The organism is Pseudoxanthomonas yeongjuensis, from assembly GCF_010093345.1.
In the GTDB taxonomy this organism is placed as follows: Bacteria; Pseudomonadota; Gammaproteobacteria; order Xanthomonadales; family Xanthomonadaceae; genus Pseudoxanthomonas_A; species Pseudoxanthomonas_A yeongjuensis.
This window is the reverse complement of sequence record NZ_PDWT01000005.1, coordinates 111,528-129,750: the sequence shown is the minus strand read 5'-3', so window position 1 is coordinate 129,750 and position 18,223 is coordinate 111,528. Positions and strand designations below refer to the sequence as shown.

The following is an 18,223-nucleotide window of genomic DNA, read 5'->3' as shown; positions in this document are numbered from 1 at the left end:
CCCATGGGCGCGAGCTCTTGATCTTCTTGCGATCGGAACGAGAAGCTCGCGCCCATGGGCGCTCCTACGCCCCGAAGGAAGTCTCCTTGGGGGGACAGGGTCGTGGTCTGGCGGGGCCGCTCAGCCGCAGGCCGCGCGGATCGCCAGCGCTTCGCGGGTGATCACGCCGCCATCGGGCCGGGCAGCGCGCAGTTCCTCGATAAGCGCATCCAGTTCGCGCCTCGCGCGCTCGCGCTGGCCGCTGCGGCAGCGTACTTCGCCGGCATAGGCCCGCGCCCGCCAGTGCAGCTTGGGAATCTCGCTGCCGGTTCCAGGGTGGAGCGCCAAGGCGTCCAGTTGCTTGAGCGCGATGGCGGCCTGGCCGTTGCGCGCGAGCTGGCGCGCCATGGAAAGTTCCGCGACCAGGGTGTTGGGGTTTTCCGGTCCGTAACCCACCCTTGTCAGCTTCACCGCACGGTCGAAATAGGCGGTGGCTTCGGCGGACCTGCCCTGGCTGGCCAGCACTTCCCCGATCATGCGGTCGGTGTCGCCGATCAACGCATGGCTGGCGCCGTATTGCGCGGCGCGTATCGCCCGCGATTCGCGCAGGGCCTTGAGCGCCTCTTCCTCGCGCCCGGCCGCGTGCAGGACCATGCCGTAGACGAACAGGCCGCCATGCAGGTTCTGCGATCCGTTCGGGCCGCGCCAGATACGCACGGCCCGGCCGACATCGGCGACCGCTTCGCCAAGGCGCCCGCGTTGCCAGGCGATCACGCCGCGGGTATTCCACGCCAGTCCGGTTTCGCGATGAGCCGGGCCCAGGGCCTTCTCGGTCAGTTCCAGCAAGGGGATGATCTGCCGTTCCGCCCTGGCGTAGTTCTCCTGGTCGACCTGCAGCGCGACCAGCTGCCTGCGTATGCCCAGGGTGACCGGATGCTGTTCGCCGTGGATCTCCTCGGCGATGGTCAAGGCCTCCTGGAACGTGGCTTGCGCGGCGGCAGTGTCGCCGCGGGCCCGCAGCAGGCGTCCCCTGCTGTCCTGGATGGTCGCGGCCAGCGCGTTGCGGGTGCCGACATATTTGTGCAGGTGGGCCAGCGCCCGGTCGTAACCGGCCAGGGCATGGTCGTTGCGCCCCAGGTCGTTGTCGACCAGGGCCAGGTCGTACAGGTTCTCGGCGATGCCGCTCTGGTCCTTCACCGTGCGGCGCAATGCCAGCGAACGCTCGAACAGCTGCTGCGCGGCCTGGCGTTCGCCGATCACGCGCCGGCAGCGTCCGTACTGGGACAGGAAGTCGGCTTCCTGCTGCGGCATCTGCGAGGCGATGCGGGAAAGGTCGGCTTCGGCAGGGGTCATCGTGGCCAGGCAGTCGCGCGCGCGGTCCAGTAGATACAGGGCACGGCCGCGCTCGGTCACCGCTTCCAGTTTCAGTGCCGGCGGTGCGGAGGCGAGTTGCGCCAGCAGCGTGTCCTGCCGTTCGAGCAACTGCAGCGCCTCCTGGTAATCGCCCAGGCCGATGCGCAGGCGCGCGATCACGCCGAGCAGTTCGGCATGGGCCAGCGGCTGCCCGGCCAGTTCGCGTTCGCCGCGGCGCTCGCCGGCGACCAGCAGCTTGCGCGCGTCGAAGATGTTGCCCTGCTGGGCCACGCCGGCGTTGTCGAACAGGCCGATCACGAAGTCCTGCATGGCCTGGGCGCGCGCGGTTTCGCGCATCGCCTGGCGGCCCTGCCAGACGCTGGCGGCCAGCGCGGCCAGCAATACGCAGCCGGCCATGCCGCCGAAGGCCAGCGCCCAACGATGGCGCGAAGCGTATTTGCGCAAGCGGTAGCCCCAGCTTTGCGGCCGCGCCTGCACCGGACGGCCTTGCAGGTGCCGCTGCAGATCCTGGGAGAATGCCTCGACCGAGGCATAGCGTTGCTCGGGCTGCTTGGCCAGGGCCTTGAGAACGATGTTGTCCAGATCGCCGCCGAGCCGGCGCGCCTGGCGCCGCGCTTCCGGGCTGTTGTCGCGGCTGCCGTCGGTGGCGCGTTGCGAGGCGATGGAAGGCTTGAGCGGCTCGACCGCGAGGATCGCCTGCTCCCATTCGGCGTCGGTCTGCCGGCGCAGCCGGTACGGCTTGGTCCCGGCCAGCAGTTCGTACAGCACCACGCCCAGCGAATACACATCGGTCATGGTCGTGACCAGCTCGCCGCGCACCTGCTCCGGGGCGGCGTAGTGCAGGGTGAAGGCGCGCACTTCGGTGCGCGGGTGCACCGGCGCCGGCTCGGGATCGTCGAGCAGTTTGGCGATGCCGAAATCGAGCAGGCGCACTTCGCCGGTGGGCGTGACCAAGATGTTGGAAGGCTTGAGGTCGCGGTGCACGATCAGGTTGGCGTGGGCGTGGCTGACCGCTTCGCAGACCTGCAGGAACAGCTTCAGTCGCGTGTCCACCGACAGGCCGTGGACCAGGCAATAGTCGGTGATGGGGATGCCTTCCACGTACTCCAGGGCCAGGTACGGCTGGCCTTCGCTGCCGATGCCCGCATCCAGCAGGCGCGCGATGTTGGGGTGGGCCAGGCGCGCCAGGATCTCGCGCTCACGGCTGAAGCGCAGGCGCAGGTTGGGATCGGCCAGGCCGGGGCGCAGCAGCTTCAGTGCGACCTTGCGCTGGTACAGGCCGTCGGCGCGCGCGGCCAGCCAGACCATGCCCATGCCGCCTTCGCCCAGCAGCACTTCCATGCGGTAAGGCCCGACCAGGGTGTCGACCTGCGGTTGCCCCGGCTTGTCCAGCAGCGGCTTGTCCATGAAGTCGCCGTTGCCGTCCTCCAGGGCCAGCAATTTCTCCAGCTCGTCGGCGATGCCGGGGTCCTGTTCGCGCAGGAGTTGCAGTTGCGCCAGGCGCGCCTGCGGTTCCAGCTCGAGCAGGACGTCGAGCAGAGGCGACAGTCGTTTCCAGCGTTCGGCGTCCATCGGGCGGTATTCGCCGGCGCCGGGTCAGTCTTCCTGCATCGCCGACAACAGGAACAGCCGCGCCTTCTGCCAGTCGCGGCGGATGCTGCGCTCGGAGCGTTGCAGGAGTTCGGCGATTTCCAGTTCCGAGAGGCCGGCGAAGTAACGCATCTCGACCACCTGGGCCAGGCGTTCATCGGCGGCGGCGAGCTTGTCCAGCGCATCGTTCAGGGCCAGGGTGTCCTCGTCGATGCGCAATGGGCCTTCCACGTCCTCGGGGATCTCGGCCACGCGCTTGAGGTCGCCGCCGCGCTTGCGCGCCAGGCGGTTGCGCGCGTAGTCCACGACCACGCTGCGCATCGACGAAGCGGCGTAGGCGAAGAAATGCGCGCGGTCGTCGAACTTGGCGTTGCCGCTGCTGCCGATCAGCTTCAGGTAGGACTCGTGGACCAGCGCGGTCGCGTCCAGGGTGTAGCCATGCTGGCCGGACAACTGGCGGCGGGCCATGGTGTGCAGCTCCTGGTAGAGCGTGGACAGCACATGATCCAGCGCGGCGCGGTCGCCCTTGCGCGCCGAGTCCAGCCATACGGTGATGTCCGCCGAGTCCGCCATCGCCCTTCCCCGAAAATGCAGGGAGGGAATATAGCCCATCCGCCCGATCGGGCGCCGACCGCCGCCTTCAGCGCTGGCAGTGGCCGCACCAGACGCTGGCGCGCTGGCCGATCTCGGCGGATTTGAGCGCGCGGCCGCAGTTGGGGCAGGGTTGCCCGCCACGGCCATAGGCCGAGAGCTCCTGTTCGAAGTAGCCGGGCGCGCCATCGGGGCTGATGAAGTCGCGCAAGGTGGTGCCGCCGCGGGCGATGGCGGACGCGAGGATTTCCTTCACCGCCTGCGCCAGCAGCACGTAGCGTTCGCGCGAAACCCTGCCCGCCTCGCGCAGCGGCGAGATGCCGGCGCGGAACAGGCTTTCGGCGGCGTAGATGTTGCCTACGCCGACGACCACGCGCTGGTCCATCAGGAAGGTCTTGACCGGCGCGGTGCGCCCGCGGCTGCGTTCGAACAGGTGCTCGCCGTCGAACTCCTCCGACAGCGGTTCAGGTCCCAGCGCTTGCAGCAGTTCATGAACCTGGCCGGAGGGCTGCCACAGCAGGCAGCCGAAACGGCGCGGATCGTTGAAGCGCAGCACGCGGCCGCCGGCGATGGCGATGTCGACATGGTCGTGCGTTGTGACCGGGGTCTTCTCCGGCAGCACACGCAGGCTGCCGCTCATGCCCAGGTGCAGCAGTGCGCTGCCGGCCTTCGTGTCGATCAGCAGGTACTTGGCGCGGCGGCGCACCGCGTCGATGCGCTGCCCGGGCAGCGTCTCGACCACGTCGTAGGGAATCGGCCAGCGCAGGTCCGGGCGGCGCAGCACGACGTGGCGGATGCGCTTGCCCACGAGGTGCGGGTCAAGGCCACGGCGCGTGGTTTCGACTTCGGGCAGTTCGGGCATGGGGTGAGGAACGAGAAGTGAGGAGTGAGGAGTGAGGAGTGAGGAGTGAGGAGTGAGGAGTGAGGAGGAAGCGTAATCGCTTTTGCCCGTCATTCCCGCGCAGGCGGGAATCGCTCTTGCTTCACTGCCTTTGCTTTGTAGGGCCGGAGTTGTTCGACTTTACAAAGCATGAGCGATTCCCGCCTGCGCGGGAATGACGGGCAATAAAGTAATGACGGGCAATAAAAACGATCATCCGCCACTGGCCGAATACGCGTCGCCTTCCCGGCGAACCCTCAATGGCCCGCCGTAGGCCTGCGAAAGCAATTCCGACGTCAGCACGTCCGCGCGTGCGCCGTCGGCCAGCACGCTGCCGGCGCGCAACAGGATCACCCGATCGATCTCGGCGATGATTTCCTCCAGGTGGTGCGTCACCAGCACCAGGGTGATGCCCTGCCGTGCCAGTCCACGCAACAAATCCAGGAAATCGCGCTGCGCCACCAGATCCAGCCCCGCGGTGGGCTCGTCCAGCAACAGCGCCTGCGGGCGGTTGACCAGCGCGCGGGCGATCAGCACGCGGCGCATTTCGCCGGTGGACAGTTCGGCGTATCGCCGCGGCGCCAGCGCGGTCGCGCCCACGCGGGCCAGTGCTTCGCGCGCGCGCTGGCGCTGCCCGGCGTCGATTTCCACGTCCGGGTGCAGCATCAGCGTGGCGAAGAAGCCGGTAAGCACCGCGTCCTCCACGCCCTGTCCCGGCATCTCCAGCAGATCGCGGCCGAGGTCGCCGGTGACCACGCCCAGGTGCGTGCGCAGTTCGTTCACGTTCCAGCGATCTAGACCCATGACCCTGACCGGCGATTCGCCCTCGCGCGCCAGCGGATACAGCTCGCGGTTGATCAGCTTGATGAAGCTGGACTTGCCGCTGCCATTGGCTCCGAGGATCGCGGTGTGCTGGCCGGCGACGATGCGCAGCGACAGCGCGTGCAGCACCGCGGCGTCGCCACGGACCACGGTGGCGCGGTCGAGCTCGATCAGGGGCTGGTGAACAACGGGATCCGGGGCGATCCCGGTGGGGGACAGGGACATGGAAGGGGCGAATTCTGGAGGCGCGGACGGGACAGCGGCGGATGAATACCATACCCCGGCGACGGGTGAAATTTGCCTGGCCAGACTCCATCATCACTGGATCGGCATCGGATCCACCGATGCTTCCGTCTGCTGCTGGAGCCCTGCAATGCCCGATTTCCTGTTCGACTTCCTTTCCGGAGGCCTGCTCGGGCTTGGTTGGCTGGGCATGCTCGTGGTGCTGCTGGTCTTCACCCAGCTGACCATCTTCTCGGTGACCCTGTACCTGCATCGCAGCCAGGCTCACCGCGGCGTGGATTTCCATCCCGTGGTCAGCCATTTCTTCCGTTTCTGGACCTGGCTGACCACGTCGATGATCACCAGGGAATGGGTCGCGATCCACCGCAAGCACCACGCCAAGGTGGAGACCGACGAGGATCCGCACAGCCCGCAGTTCAAGGGCATCGGCAATGTGTTCTGGCGTGGCGTCGAGTTGTACCGCGAAGCGCGCTGGCAGCGCGGGGACATCGAGCAGTACGGCAAGGGCGCGCCGGACGACCGGATCGAACGCCATCTGTACACGCCGCACGCGACCTTCGGCCCGATCGCCTTGCTGTTCCTCGACTTCCTCCTGTTCGGCATTCCCGGTGTCGCCCTGTGGGCTATCCAGATGGCGTGGATCCCGTTCTGGGCCGCGGGAGTGGTCAACGGCCTGGGCCACTGGTGGGGCTACCGCAATTTCGAAACCGCCGACACTTCCACCAACCTTTCGCCATGGGGCGTGTGGATCGGCGGTGAAGAACTGCACAACAACCATCATGCCTTTCCCAGCTCGGCGCGCTTTTCGATGCGGCGCTGGGAAGTGGACATCGGCTGGGCGATGATCAAGCTGATGGAATCCGTGGGCCTGGCCAAGGTGCTGCGCGTCGCGCCTGCCCTGGACGTCCGCCCGAACATCGCCGTGCCCGATACCGACACGCTGAAGGCCTTGCTCGCGCATCGTTTCCTGGCCATGACCGATTACCAGCGCAACGTGCTGAAGCCGGCGTTGAAGGAAGAAGCGCGTCTGGCCGGCGAGAAATTGCGCCGCCTGCTGCCGCGCCGCCTGCGCAAGGGCCTGGCCGACGACGGCCGCTGGCTGCAGCCCGATGCGCGCGAACAATTGCAGCGCTGGGTCTTGCAGCGTCCACGCATCCACGCCCTGGTCGAACACCGCGCGCGCCTCAGCGCTCTGCTGGAAGCGCGGACCCACGACGCCTCCGAGCGCTTGAAGCAATTGCAGGCCTGGTGCCAGGAAGCCGAGGCCAGCGGTATCCGCGCGTTGCAGGAATACGCCGAGCGCCTCAAGGGCTACGCGCTGGTCGCGCATTGACCAGTGCCATGACAAACGCGGTCGCGTCGCGATATTGCCTTTGCCCCCCAACGGGATTTCCTTCGGGGCGTAGGAGCGGGCCTTGCCCGCGATGCTCTTCCTCGGGCTCATGCAAGAGCATCGCGGGCAAGGCCCGCTCCTGCGTGTTCGTGCTTGCGCTCGCCGCAGCGCCTGCCTTCGCCCAGGTCGCCGCCACCAGCGATTACCTGGCGCGCATGGACGCCAACGCCGATGGGCGGGTCGGCGTGGACGAATACCTGGACTGGATGAGCTATGCCTTCGATGCGCGCGATGCCGATCGCGACGGCGTGTTGAGCGCGGACGAACTGCCTGGCGGAAAAGGCCGGGCCATCACCCGCACGGAGCACCGCGAGCGGCTGGCGGCCACATTCAAGAAGCAGGACGTCGATGGCGATGGTTTCCTCAGCGCGAAAGAGCTGGCGGCGCCGCCGCAGTAGCCGCGTGGGAGCTGCTTCTTGTAGGAGCGGCGCAAGCCGCGAGCTCTTTGCCTGCTCCAAAGTAAAGCCAAAGGCTCGCGGCTTGCGCCGCTCCTACAAAAAGCCGGCCCACAAAAAAGCGCCGGCCCTTGCGAGTCGGCGCTGGTAAAACCGGATCATGGATCCGGGTGACGCAGGGGAAACCTATTTGGTGATGTCGACGTCCTTGGTTTCCGGCAGGAACAGGGTGCCGATCACCAGGGTCATCGCCGCGATGATGATCGGATACCACAGGCCCTGGTAGATGTTGCCGCTGGCCACGACCATGGCGAAGGCGATGGTCGGCAGGAAGCCGCCGAACCAGCCGTTGCCGATGTGGTACGGCAGCGACATCGAGGTGTAGCGGATCTGGGTCGGGAACAGTTCCACCAGCCAGGCCGCGATCGGGCCGTAGACCATGGTCACGTAGATCACCAGGATCGACAGCAGCACCAGCATCATCGGGATGTTGATGCGGTCCGGATCGGCCTTCGCCGGATAGCCGTGCTCGGTCAGGCTCGCCGACAAGGCCTTGCCGAAATCACCCGACTGGGCCTTGAACGCGGCCGCCTCCATGCCGCCGCCCTCGAACGCTTCCACCGTCGCGTTGCCCACCTGGATGTGCGCGACCGTGCCGGCCGGTGCATCCTGGTTGGAATAGGTCACGCCGGCCTTGGCCAGGGCGCCCTTGGCGATGTCGCAGCTGCTGGTGAAGACCTTCTTGCCCACCGGGTCGAACTGGAATTTGCAGGTCGCCGGATCGGCCACCACCACCACCGGGCTGGTCGCCACGGCTTCTTCCATCGCCGGGTTGCCGTAATGGGTCAGGGCCTTGAAGATCGGGAAGAAGGTCAGCGCGGCGATCAGGCAGCCGCCCATGATGATCGGCTTGCGCCCCACCTTGTCCGACAGCCAGCCGAAGAAGATGAAGAACGGGGTGCCGATGATCAACCCGCCGGCGATCAGCAGGTTGGCCGTGGTGCCATCGATCTTCAGGGTCTGGGTGAGGAAGAACAGCGAGTAGAACTGGCCCGCGTACCAGACCACCGCCTGGCCCGCGGTCGCGCCCAGCAGCGCCAGCAGCACGATCTTGCCGTTCTTGGAGAAGAAGCTCTCGGTCAGCGGCGCCTTCGACAGCTTGCCGTTGTCCTTCATTTCCTGGAACAGCGGCGATTCGGCCAGCTGCAGGCGGATCCACACCGACACGCCCAGCAGCACGATCGACATCAGGAACGGAATGCGCCAGCCCCAGGCCTCGAACGCCTCGTTGCCCAGGGCGAAGCGGCAACCCAGGATCACCAGCAGCGACAGGAACAGGCCCAGGGTCGCGGTGGTCTGGATGAAGCTGGTGTACAGCCCGCGCTTGCCGTTGGGCGCATGCTCGGCGACGTAGGTGGCGGCGCCACCGTATTCGCCACCCAGGGCCAGGCCCTGCAGCATGCGCAGGCCGATCAGGATGATCGGTGCGGCCACGCCGATGGTGTTGTAGCTGGGCAATATGCCGACCAGGAAGGTCGCCGAGCCCATGATCACGATGGTCACCAGGAAGGTGTACTTGCGTCCGATCATGTCGCCCAGGCGGCCGAACACCAGCGCGCCGAACGGACGCACCGCGAAACCGGCGGCGAAGGCGAGCAGGGCGAAGATGAAGCCGCTGGCCGGATTCAGCGCCGAGAAGAACTGGGCGGCGATGATCGCGGCGAGCGATCCGTACAGGTAGAAGTCGTACCACTCGAAGACCGTGCCCAGGCTGGAGGCGAAGATGACCTTCTTGTGGCCCGCGGTCAGCGGCTTGCCCGTGGGCAAGGCGCCGTTTGCTGTTGTCGTGGACATGTTGGCTCCCCTTAGAAGCTGTACTTGACGGAGGTTTGCAGGCGTTTCAGATCGCCTTCGCGCTCATCCTCGAGCGAACGTTGGCCCCAGATCAGCTCGGCGCCGAGATCCAGCTTCGGGATCGGCGAGTAGATCAGGTTGGCGTGCAGCGATTGCGCGCGTTCGGTCACGCCAAGGCCGGTGATGGCCTTGTCGTTGTCGAAACTGGCGGCCGAATACATCAGGTTGCCGCGCAGCTGCGGACTGAACACATGGCGCCAGGAAACGAACGCGCCATAACCATCGAGCGCATCCAGGTCGCCATTGGCGTCGAGGACCGTGTCGCTGCCCAGGCCGAAGGCCAGGTAGCGGCCGATGCCGCTGCCGGCGTTGACCGCATAGCGCAGGTCGTCGCTCTTGCCCAGGTTGAACTTGCCCGAGACGCTGACCGCGGCGCCGGTTTCGGTCTCGTCCAGGTATTTGAACTGGCGCGCCAGGCCGGCGACGCTGAAGTGGCCCCAGTCGCCCTTGCTGGTCCAGCGCGCGGTCAGGTCGGGCATCACGTTGTCCCCGCTGTTGAAGCGCGCGCCATTGTTGAGGTACGGGGTGATGGTGGTCTGCGGGTTTTCCGCGGAGAACGACCACGGTCCCTTGGTGTAGCGCAACTGGGCCTGGCGCACGAATACGGTGCCGTCGGTGGTGCCGACGAAGTCGACCGCGTCGGGCAGCGCCGCCGTATCCATGAAGTTGGACCAGGTCTGGCCGGCCAGCCAGTTGTTCCAGCTGACGTAGGCCTGGCGCAGGGTGACCGCATAGGTGTTGGTCGAGGTTTCGTTGCCGGCCAGGGCGTTGCTGCCGCCGCCGAAGAAGTCGGCTTCGATATAGGCCTTCAACTTGTTGCCCGAGTCGGTGACCGTATCGGCGCTCAGCCAGAAGCGCGAGAACTGGGCGTGGAAGTCCGTGTACGGGTCGCCGCCATCGACGCCATCGGCGCCGACGGGAATCGTGCTGGGCAGGTAGAACAACCGGCCGGACGAACCGTCGGCGATGCGGCCATCGCTGGTGTCGGTGGCCATTGCGTCCATCTTGATGAAGCCGCCATACGAGAAGACCGTGCCCGGATTGGCGCCGGGCATGATCGGCGAAGTCTGGATCCGCGGCTTGCCGTCGGCGGGCGCGGCCTGCGCCGTCTTGACCTCGCTGACCTGCGCCTGGGTCTCGGTGATCGCAGCCTGCTGTTGTTGCTGCGAAGACAGCAGCGCCTGGATCTGCTGTTCCAGATGGGCCACGCGCGCCTCCAGTTCCTTTTCCTTCGCGGTTTCGGCGAAGGCCACGCCCGGCGCGATCAGGGCGACGAACAGTGCTGCGGCCAAGGGCCGTCGCGACATCGATACAAAGCGTTTGCTCATTACCCCTCTCCCGATAACGCATGAGTGAACCGCGCAGTAGGCACGGCAACCGGGAGCCTGCGCGCCGCTTCCCGCCGCGCCTATTCGCCATTAGTCGTAATCGCATGCGAATACGACCAAGGTCTAAGGTTCGTGCTAGATGGAGGCTTGCCTGAATGCGTAGACTTGCGGCATCGCGCGCACGTACCCTCGGCCGCTCACTGTTCCCGTATCTATCCGCAAGGAGAACTCCATGTCCGACCTGTACCCCGTCAACCCGGAATTCGCCGCCAAGGCGCGTATCGATCGCGATGGATACCGGCGCGCCTGGCGCGAATCGGTCGAGCATCCGGACAAGTTCTGGGGCGAAGTCGCCAAGCGCCTGGACTGGTACACCAAGCCGACGCAGATCAAGGACGTCAGTTTCAAGCTCGACGACTTCCATATCCGCTGGTTCGCCGACGGCGAATTGAACGCCAGCGTCAATTGCCTGGACCGGCAACTGGAAACGCGCGGCGACAAGACCGCATTGCTGTTCGAGCCGGACAGCCCGGATGCGCCGGTCCAGCGCATCAGCTATCGCGAGCTGTACGAGCGTACCTGCAAGCTGGCCAATGCCCTGCGCAGCCTCGGCGTGCGGAAGGGCGACCGGGTCACCATCTACCTGCCGATGATCCCCGACGCGGCCGTGGCCATGCTCGCCTGCGCGCGCATCGGCGCGATCCACTCGGTGGTGTTCGGCGGCTTCGCCGCCAATTCCATCGCCGATCGCGTCGCCGACTGCGCCAGCAAGCTGATCATCACCGCCGACGAGGGCCTGCGCGGCGGCAAGAAGGTGGCGTTGAAGGCCAACGTCGATGCCGCGCTCAAGTTGCCCGGCACCAACACGGTGGAAACCGTGCTGGTCGTGCGCCATACCGGCGGCGCGGTCGACATGCAGATGCCGCGCGACCGCTGGTTCGATGCGGTGGTCGATGCGCAGCCGGCCGAGTGCGAGCCCGAACGCATGAACGCGGAAGATCCGCTGTTCATCCTCTACACCTCCGGTTCCACCGGCAAGCCCAAGGGCGTGCTGCATACCACCGGCGGCTACCTGCTGTTTTCCGCCTTCACCCACGAAGCGGTGTTCGACCTGCGCGAGGACGACGTCTACTGGTGCACCGCCGACGTCGGCTGGGTCACCGGCCACAGCTACATCGTCTACGGACCGTTGGCCAACGGCGCCACTTCGGTGATGTTCGAAGGCGTGCCCAACTATCCCAGCGTGTCGCGTTTCTGGGAAGTCATCGACAAGCACCAGGTCACCTTGTTCTACACCGCACCCACCGCGATCCGCGCGCTGATGCGCGAAGGCGAGGAGCCGGTGAAGCGGACCTCGCGCAAGTCGCTGCGCCTGCTCGGCAGCGTCGGCGAACCGATCAACCCGGAAGCCTGGCGCTGGTACTACGACGTGGTTGGCGATGCGCGTTGCCCGGTGGTCGATACCTGGTGGCAGACCGAGACCGGCGGGATCATGATCTCGCCGCTGCCCGGCGCGATCGACCTCAAGCCGGGTTCGGCCACCCTGCCGTTCTTCGGCGTGCAGCCGGCGCTGGTCGATGCCAACGGCGAATTCATCGAAGGCGCCGCCGAAGGCAACCTGGTGCTGCTGGATTCGTGGCCGGGACAGATGCGCAGCGTGTACGGCGACCACCAGCGCTTCATCGACACCTATTTCCGCACCTACCCCGGCACCTATTTCAGCGGCGACGGTTGCCGTCGCGACGAGGATGGCTATTACTGGATCACCGGCCGCGTCGACGACGTGATCAACGTCAGCGGCCACCGCATCGGCACCGCCGAAGTGGAAAGCGCGCTGGTCCTGCACCCCAAGGTCGCCGAGGCCGCGGTGGTCGGCTTCCCGCACGACCTCAAGGGCCAGGGCATCTACGCCTACGTCACCCTGGTCGCCGGCGAGGCGCAGACCGAGGAGTTGCAGAAGGAGCTGGTGGCGCACGTGCGCAAGACCATCGGCCCGACCGCGACCCCCGACCACCTGCAATGGGCGCCGAGCCTGCCGAAGACGCGCTCGGGCAAGATCATGCGCCGGATCCTGCGCAAGATCGCCGAGAACGCGCCGGAGCAATTGGGCGACATTTCGACGCTGGCCGATCCGACGGTGGTCGAGTCTCTTGTTGCGGAACGCAAGGTGAAGTAAGGCAGGAACGAGGAACGAGGAGTGAGGAACGAGTAAAAGCAAAAGCAAAAGCAACGGCGTTTTCCCGACTCGTCCCTCACTCCTCGTTCCTCGTTTCTCTCCACTCGTTCCTCTCTATTGGTTCCTCGCCCCTCCATGACCACCCTGCTGATCGCCGACGACCACCCCCTGTTCCGCGAGGCCCTGCGCGGGGCGGTGCAGCGGGTGATGCCGGGGGTGAAGCTGCATGAAGCCGACAGCGTCGATGCGCTGTATGCGCTGGTCGAGGCCCATCCGGATGCCGACCTGTTGCTGATGGACCTCAACATGCCGGGCGCGCACGGTTTCAATGCCCTGGTCCATCTGCGCGCCTTGCATCCGCAACTGCCCGTGGTGGTGGTGTCCGCGCGCGAGGAACCCGGGGTGATGCGGCGCGCGCTGGACCACGGCGCGCTCGGTTTCATTCCCAAGTCGGCGTCCTCCGACACCATCGGCGAGGCCATCGGCCAGGTCCTGGAAGGCGAGCGCTGGGCGCCGCCGGCAGCGCATGCCGCACCGGGCATCGGCCGCGACGAATACGAAGTGGCGCAACGCCTGCGCGAACTCACGCCGCAGCAGTTCCGCGTGCTGCAGATGCTCGGCGCCGGCCGTTTGAACAAACAGATCGCCTACGACCTGGGCGTGTCCGAAGCCACCATCAAGGCCCATGTCACCGCGATCCTGCGCAAGCTCGGCGTGACCAACCGCACCCAGGCGGTGCTGATGGCCGGGCGCCTGTCGGTGGACCCCGATACGCTGGTATTGCCGCCGGAAGAGCCCGACTAGCGACGGCGCCTGTTGCCTGCGCCTTGAACGCTCGCTCCCGGATGACCCAGGACACGGTCCGACCACCTCCATTGGCCGATAATCCGTCCATGGACAGCGACCGGGGTGAGAGGCGCCGCCTCAACTTCAGCAAGCGCATGCACCCGCTGCGTGCCGCGGGCTTCGCGCTGGGCGCAGTGTGCGTGGGCGCGGTGCTGCTGGAGCACCAAAGCCCACGCTGGCTGTGGGCGCTGCTGGTTTTGTGTGGCTTGCTGTGGGCGCACCTGGCCTACGCCCTGGCCCTGCGCAGCCGCGATCCATTGCGCGCCGAATACCGCAACCTGTTCGTCGATTCGGCGCTGGTCGGCTTCTGGATCGCGGCGATGGCCTTCGACACCCTGCCCAGCGTGCTGCTGGCGATCATCCTGACCATGAACCAGATCATCGTCGGCGGGCGCCGCTTCGGGGCCAAGACCCTGGCGAGCATGGCCGTGGCCTGCCTGCTGACCAGCGCTCTGCTCGGCTTTCCGCTGCAGCCGGTCACCAGCTACCGGACCATGCTGGCCTGCCTGCCGATACTGGTGGTGTTGCCGTTGGTGATCGGCGGCACCAGTCGCCTGCTGGCGCAGAAGACGCTGCAGCAGAAGCGCATGCTGGAGAAGACCTCGCGTTTCGACGCGGCCACCGGGCTGCTGAATCGCCAGCAGTGGCTGTATGCGGCCAACCTGGAACTGAGCCGGTTCGTCCGCACCGGACGCCCGGCGGTGCTGCTGATGATCGATATCGATTGCTTCAAGCAGATCAACGACGGCCATGGCCATGTCGTGGGCGACAACGTGATCGAAGAATTCGCGCGGTTGATGAAGGCCTGCTTGCGCGACATGGACAGCGGCGGGCGCTACGGTGGCGACGAGTTCGGCATCGTCATGCCGGAAACGCGTTGGGAAGAAGCCATCGTCGCGGCCGAGCGCCTGCGCAGGCAGGTGGCGGCGTATGCGTTCGCGGGCATCGACCTGCACTGCACGATCAGCGTCGGCTTGTCCGAGGTCAACTCATCCATCGCCAGCGCGACCGACTGGATCAACCGCGCCGACGCGGCGCTGTACGCGGCCAAGCGCCGCGGCCGCGATTGCATCGAAGTGGCGCGTTTGCCGCAGTATGCGGTTCCAACGCTGCAGGATCCCGCCCTCAGGCCGTGAGCGCCTGGTGGTGCGCGGCCAGGAAGGCGCGCAGCGAGGCCGGCTTCACCGGCTTGGTCAGCAGCCGGTAACCGCGCTCGCGGGCGAGCTGCTTCAGTTCGTCGCGGCCATCGGCGGTCAACAATGCGCCGGCGATGGGCGAGGGACTGGCGGCGCGCAACGCATCCAGCGTCTCCAGGCCGTCCAGGCGGTCGTGCAGGTGGTAGTCGACCAGCATCACCGCCGGCATCGCGGCGATCTCCTGCAGGGCCTCGTCCACGGTCGCGGCGGTGATCACTTCCACTCCCCAGCGTCCGAGCAGGGCGCGCATGCCGTCGAGGATCTCGTGGTCGTTGTCCACGCACAGCACCCGCAGGCCGGCCAGCGAATCGGCGGCGCGCAGCGCCGGTTTCGGCTCGTACGCGACGGCGGAGGCGCGCGCCGCGCGCGGCAGCGTGATCGAGAACATGCTGCCGTGGCCGACCACGCTGTGCGCGCCCAGGTCGTGGCCGAGCAGGCGCGAAATGCGCTGGCAGATGGACAGCCCCAGCCCCAGCCCCTGTTCGCCCCAGTCGAACGGCTGCGGGTAACGGTGGAACTCGTCGAAGATCTGCCGCATGTGATGCTCGGGGATGCCCGGGCCGGTGTCCCACACCTGCAGTTCCAGGTTTCCGCCACGACGGCGCATGCCCAGCACGATGCGGCCGCTGCGGGTGTAGCGCAGCGCATTGGCGATGAAGTTCTGCAGCACCCGGCGCAACAGGCGGCGGTCGCTGCGTACCGCCAGCGCGGCGGCATGCACGCGCAGATCCAGGCCGCGCCCGGCGGCGACCGGTGCGTATTGCGCGGCGAGTTCGCGCAGCAGCGCGCCGGCATCGAAGTCGCTGATCTCGGTATGCATGCCGCCGGCGTCCAGGCGCGAGACGTCCAGCAAGCCGTCCAGCAATTCCTCCGCCGCGCGCAGCGAGGCATCGACCCGTTCGGCGAGATGGCGCTGTTCGTCGGGTTCTTCGGTGTCGCGCAACGCCGAGGTGAACAGGCGCGCCGCATTCAACGGCTGCAGCACATCGTGGCTGATCGCGGCCAGGAAGCGCGTCTTGGATTGCTGCGCGGCCTCGGCTTCGCGGCTGCGGTCGGCCACGCGCTGCTCCAGGTTCTCGTTGGCCTCGAGCAGGGCGGTCTCGGCGCGCTTGAAATCGGTGATGTCGTTGTAGCTGGTGACGTAGCCGCCCCCCGGCAATGGTTGTCCACGCATCTCGATCACGCTGCCGTCGCTGCGCACGCGTTCGAAGATATGCGGCGAACCGGTGCGCATGTACTCGATGCGCTTGGCGACCTTTTCCCCGCGGTCGCCTTCGCCCAGTTCGCCACGCTCGGCGTTGTAGCGGATCAGGTCGGCCACCGGCCGGCCGACGTAAAGCATGCCCAGGGGATAACCGAACATGCGCTGGTAGCTGCGGTTCCACGCCACCAGGCGCATGTCGGGATCGACCACGCTGATCCCGGCGCTGATGTTCTCCAGGGTCGCCGAGAGGATGTCGCGGTTGAAGCGCAGCTCCTGCCCGGCTTCGTCCAGCACCGCCACCACCTCGGCCAGTTCCATGCCCGAGCCGCGCAGCACGCTGGTCAGCACCAGCCGTGCCGACGCCGCGCCGATCGACGCGGCCAGCAGGCGTTCGGTGAACTGCACCCAGGCACGGTCGGCGACCGCGGCGGGCTGCAGTTCGCGCTGCAGGGTGGCGGCCTGCTCGGCGAAAGCACGGCGTGCATGACGCTCGCCGACGATGCGTTCGGCCAGCGACAACAGGTCGGAAATGCGCACGTTGCCCGGCCATTCGCCGGCGACCAGGGTCTGGCGCTGCGCGTACGGATCCAGGAACGGGGCGATACGCAGACGCTCGTCGACGCTCGGGCGCCAGCGCGCCGACACCAGCATCATCACCCCGGCGTTGAGCAGCAGCGACCAGAAGGTGCCGTGGGTCAGCGGATCCCAGCCGGTCAGGTTGAACAGCTGCTGCGGCCGCAACCAGGGGATGCCGAACGGGCCGGTCTGCAACCACTCCGGACCCAACCAGCCCGAGGCCGACAGGGTCGGCAGCAGCAGCGTGTAGATCCAGGTGGCGAAGCCGACCAGCATGCCGATTTCCACCCCGCGCCGGCTCGCGCCGCGCCAGTACAGACCGCCGAGCAGGCCGGGGGCGAACTGGGCGACCGCGGCGAACGCGATCAGGCCGTACGAGGCCAGCGAATTGTCGTTGCCGCTGTTGCGGTAATAGACATACGCGCACAACGCCAGCATCAGGATCGCGATGCGCCGGATCCACAGCACGCGCGTGGCCACGTCGGCCTCGGCATGGCGCTCGGCCCAGCCACGGCGCAGCAGCACCGGCATGACCAGGTCGTTGCTGACCATGGTGGCCAGGGCGATGCTGGCCACGATCACCATGCCGGTGGCCGCGGAAAAGCCGCCCACGTAAGCCACCAGCGCCAGCGCGTTGTTGCCCGCGGTCAGCGGCAGCGCCAGCACGAAGGTATCGCTGGCCGAACCGTCGCCGCCGAACATGGCCACGCCGGCGGCGGCGATCGGCACCACCATCACCGAGATCAGGATCAGGTAAATGCCGAACAGCCAGCGCGCCTTGCGGATGTCGCCCACGTCGCTGCATTCCACTACCGCCACGTGGAACTGGCGCGGCAGGCAGACGATGGCAAGGAAGCCGAGCAGGGTCTGGGTGAAGAAACCCACCGGCGGCGCGTTCTCGAACAAGGTGCGCGCCGATTGCTCGACGTGCAGTGCCTTGCCGCCCAGCCACAGGTAGGCGAACACGCCCAACGCGATCATCGCCAGCAGCTTGATCAGCGATTCCAGCGCGATCGCCAGCATCATGCCGTGGTGGTGCTCGGTCGCATCCACCTGGCGGGTGCCGAACAAGGCCGCGAACAGCGCCATCAACAGCGCCACGTATAGGGCCGGATCGGTGAAGAAACCGGTGTTGCCGGCGCCCTGGCCGGTCAGCACGCCCAGGCTCAAGGCCACCGCCTTGTACTGCAGCGCCAGGTACGGGACCACGCCGATCAGGGCGATCACCGTGACCAGCGCCGCCAGCCGGCGCGAACGGCCATAGCGCGAGGAAATGAAATCGGCGATGGAAACGGTGTTATGGCTGCGTGCGATCAGCGCCAGGCGCTCGATGATGCGCCAGCCGAACAGGAACAGCAGCAGGGGGCCGAGATAGATCGGCAGGTAGCCGATGCCGTTGCGCACCGCGCTGCCGACCGCGCCGTAGAACGTCCACGACGAGCAGTACACGGCCAGGGCCAGGCTGTAGACCACCGGCCGCAGCCACGGCCGGTCCGGATACATCGGGCGGCGGTCGCCCCACCAGGCCACGCCGAACAGCAACGCGGCGTAGCCGATCGACACCAACAGCAGGATCCAGCTGGAAACCAATGCGGCGCTCCGTATCTTGGGCCTGCGAGTGTATGCCGTGCCGCCTCGCCCGGCTGCCTGCTTGCCTGCGCCGGGCGATGTCGGCAAGCTGAAATGCGGTCAACAGCTGGTGCATGCGCGCGAGGT

The 18,223-nt window shown here is 67.0% G+C and carries 12 protein-coding genes; 5 read left to right on the top strand and 7 right to left on the bottom strand.

Going from position 1 to position 18,223, the window contains the following annotated elements; genetic code table 11:
- Positions 1-120: 120 nt before the first annotated feature.
- From CSC74_RS13540 to CSC74_RS13525, 4 genes are all read right to left on the bottom strand, one after another.
- A complete protein-coding gene (locus CSC74_RS13540; RefSeq protein ID WP_162315018.1) occupies positions 121-2,925 on the bottom strand; it encodes a serine/threonine-protein kinase in 2,805 nt (934 codons plus the stop codon).
- Positions 2,926-2,949: 24 nt separating this feature from the next.
- The gene (locus CSC74_RS13535; RefSeq protein WP_162315017.1) at positions 2,950-3,516 is read right to left on the bottom strand and encodes an ECF-type sigma factor; all 567 of its coding nucleotides are present in this window, start codon (positions 3,514-3,516) and stop codon (positions 2,950-2,952) included.
- A 67-nt stretch (positions 3,517-3,583) separates the two neighbouring features.
- Positions 3,584-4,396, bottom strand: coding sequence for a bifunctional DNA-formamidopyrimidine glycosylase/DNA-(apurinic or apyrimidinic site) lyase (mutM, locus tag CSC74_RS13530; protein ID WP_162315016.1), 813 nt, complete (start codon positions 4,394-4,396; stop codon positions 3,584-3,586).
- 231 nt (positions 4,397-4,627) lie between these two features.
- Positions 4,628-5,461, bottom strand: coding sequence for an ABC transporter ATP-binding protein (locus CSC74_RS13525; RefSeq protein WP_162315015.1), 834 nt, complete (start codon positions 5,459-5,461; stop codon positions 4,628-4,630).
- 148 nt (positions 5,462-5,609) lie between these two features.
- Here CSC74_RS13525 and CSC74_RS13520 point away from each other — a divergent pair, with 148 nt between their 5' ends.
- Both CSC74_RS13520 and CSC74_RS13515 read left to right on the top strand, forming a co-directional pair.
- The gene (locus CSC74_RS13520; protein WP_162315014.1) at positions 5,610-6,812 is read left to right on the top strand and encodes a DesA family fatty acid desaturase; all 1,203 of its coding nucleotides are present in this window, start codon (positions 5,610-5,612) and stop codon (positions 6,810-6,812) included.
- A gap of 143 nt (positions 6,813-6,955) precedes the next feature.
- On the top strand, positions 6,956-7,270 hold the full coding sequence (locus tag CSC74_RS13515) for an EF-hand domain-containing protein (RefSeq protein WP_246193243.1): 315 nt from the start codon (positions 6,956-6,958) through the stop codon (positions 7,268-7,270).
- Between the two features lie 183 nt (positions 7,271-7,453).
- Here CSC74_RS13515 and CSC74_RS13510 read toward each other — a convergent pair whose 3' ends face one another.
- Both CSC74_RS13510 and CSC74_RS13505 read right to left on the bottom strand, forming a co-directional pair.
- Complete coding sequence (locus CSC74_RS13510) at positions 7,454-9,121, bottom strand: MFS transporter (protein ID WP_162315012.1); 1,668 nt, start codon at positions 9,119-9,121, stop codon at positions 7,454-7,456.
- Between the two features lie 11 nt (positions 9,122-9,132).
- Positions 9,133-10,509, bottom strand: a complete 1,377-nt coding sequence (locus CSC74_RS13505; protein WP_162315011.1) for a DcaP family trimeric outer membrane transporter — start codon at positions 10,507-10,509, stop codon at positions 9,133-9,135.
- Positions 10,510-10,741: 232 nt separating this feature from the next.
- Between CSC74_RS13505 and acs the strand changes: the two genes are divergently transcribed.
- The 3 genes from acs to CSC74_RS13490 all read left to right on the top strand — a co-directional run bounded on the left by acs (position 10,742) and on the right by CSC74_RS13490 (position 14,667).
- Positions 10,742-12,685 carry an acetate--CoA ligase gene (gene acs / locus CSC74_RS13500; protein ID WP_162315010.1) on the top strand — a complete coding sequence of 648 codons (1,944 nt, stop codon included), beginning with the start codon at positions 10,742-10,744 and terminating at the stop codon, positions 12,683-12,685.
- A 135-nt stretch (positions 12,686-12,820) separates the two neighbouring features.
- Positions 12,821-13,489, top strand: coding sequence for a response regulator transcription factor (locus CSC74_RS13495; RefSeq protein ID WP_162315009.1), 669 nt, complete (start codon positions 12,821-12,823; stop codon positions 13,487-13,489).
- An 89-nt stretch (positions 13,490-13,578) separates the two neighbouring features.
- A complete protein-coding gene (locus CSC74_RS13490) occupies positions 13,579-14,667 on the top strand; it encodes a diguanylate cyclase (protein WP_162315008.1) in 1,089 nt (362 codons plus the stop codon).
- Here the strand turns inward: CSC74_RS13490 and CSC74_RS13485 are convergent.
- Positions 14,657-18,097: a hybrid sensor histidine kinase/response regulator gene (locus tag CSC74_RS13485; RefSeq protein ID WP_162315007.1), complete on the bottom strand. Its 3,441-nt coding sequence runs from the start codon at positions 18,095-18,097 to the stop codon at positions 14,657-14,659. The genes CSC74_RS13490 and CSC74_RS13485 overlap by 11 nt on opposite strands.
- Between the last annotated feature and the right edge of the window lie 126 nt (positions 18,098-18,223).

Coding starts and splice junctions, on each gene's coding strand:
- CSC74_RS13525 (WP_162315015.1), bottom strand. CDS start 5,461: ATGTCCCTGTCCCCCACCGGGATCGCCCCGGATCCCGTTGTTCACCAG.
- CSC74_RS13540 (WP_162315018.1), bottom strand. CDS start 2,925: ATGGACGCCGAACGCTGGAAACGACTGTCGCCTCTGCTCGACGTCCTG.
- CSC74_RS13510 (WP_162315012.1), bottom strand. CDS start 9,121: ATGTCCACGACAACAGCAAACGGCGCCTTGCCCACGGGCAAGCCGCTG.
- CSC74_RS13520 (WP_162315014.1), top strand. CDS start 5,610: ATGCCCGATTTCCTGTTCGACTTCCTTTCCGGAGGCCTGCTCGGGCTT.
- CSC74_RS13535 (WP_162315017.1), bottom strand. CDS start 3,516: ATGGCGGACTCGGCGGACATCACCGTATGGCTGGACTCGGCGCGCAAG.
- CSC74_RS13490 (WP_162315008.1), top strand. CDS start 13,579: ATGGACAGCGACCGGGGTGAGAGGCGCCGCCTCAACTTCAGCAAGCGC.
- mutM (WP_162315016.1), bottom strand. CDS start 4,396: ATGCCCGAACTGCCCGAAGTCGAAACCACGCGCCGTGGCCTTGACCCG.
- CSC74_RS13505 (WP_162315011.1), bottom strand. CDS start 10,509: ATGAGCAAACGCTTTGTATCGATGTCGCGACGGCCCTTGGCCGCAGCA.
- CSC74_RS13495 (WP_162315009.1), top strand. CDS start 12,821: ATGACCACCCTGCTGATCGCCGACGACCACCCCCTGTTCCGCGAGGCC.
- acs (WP_162315010.1), top strand. CDS start 10,742: ATGTCCGACCTGTACCCCGTCAACCCGGAATTCGCCGCCAAGGCGCGT.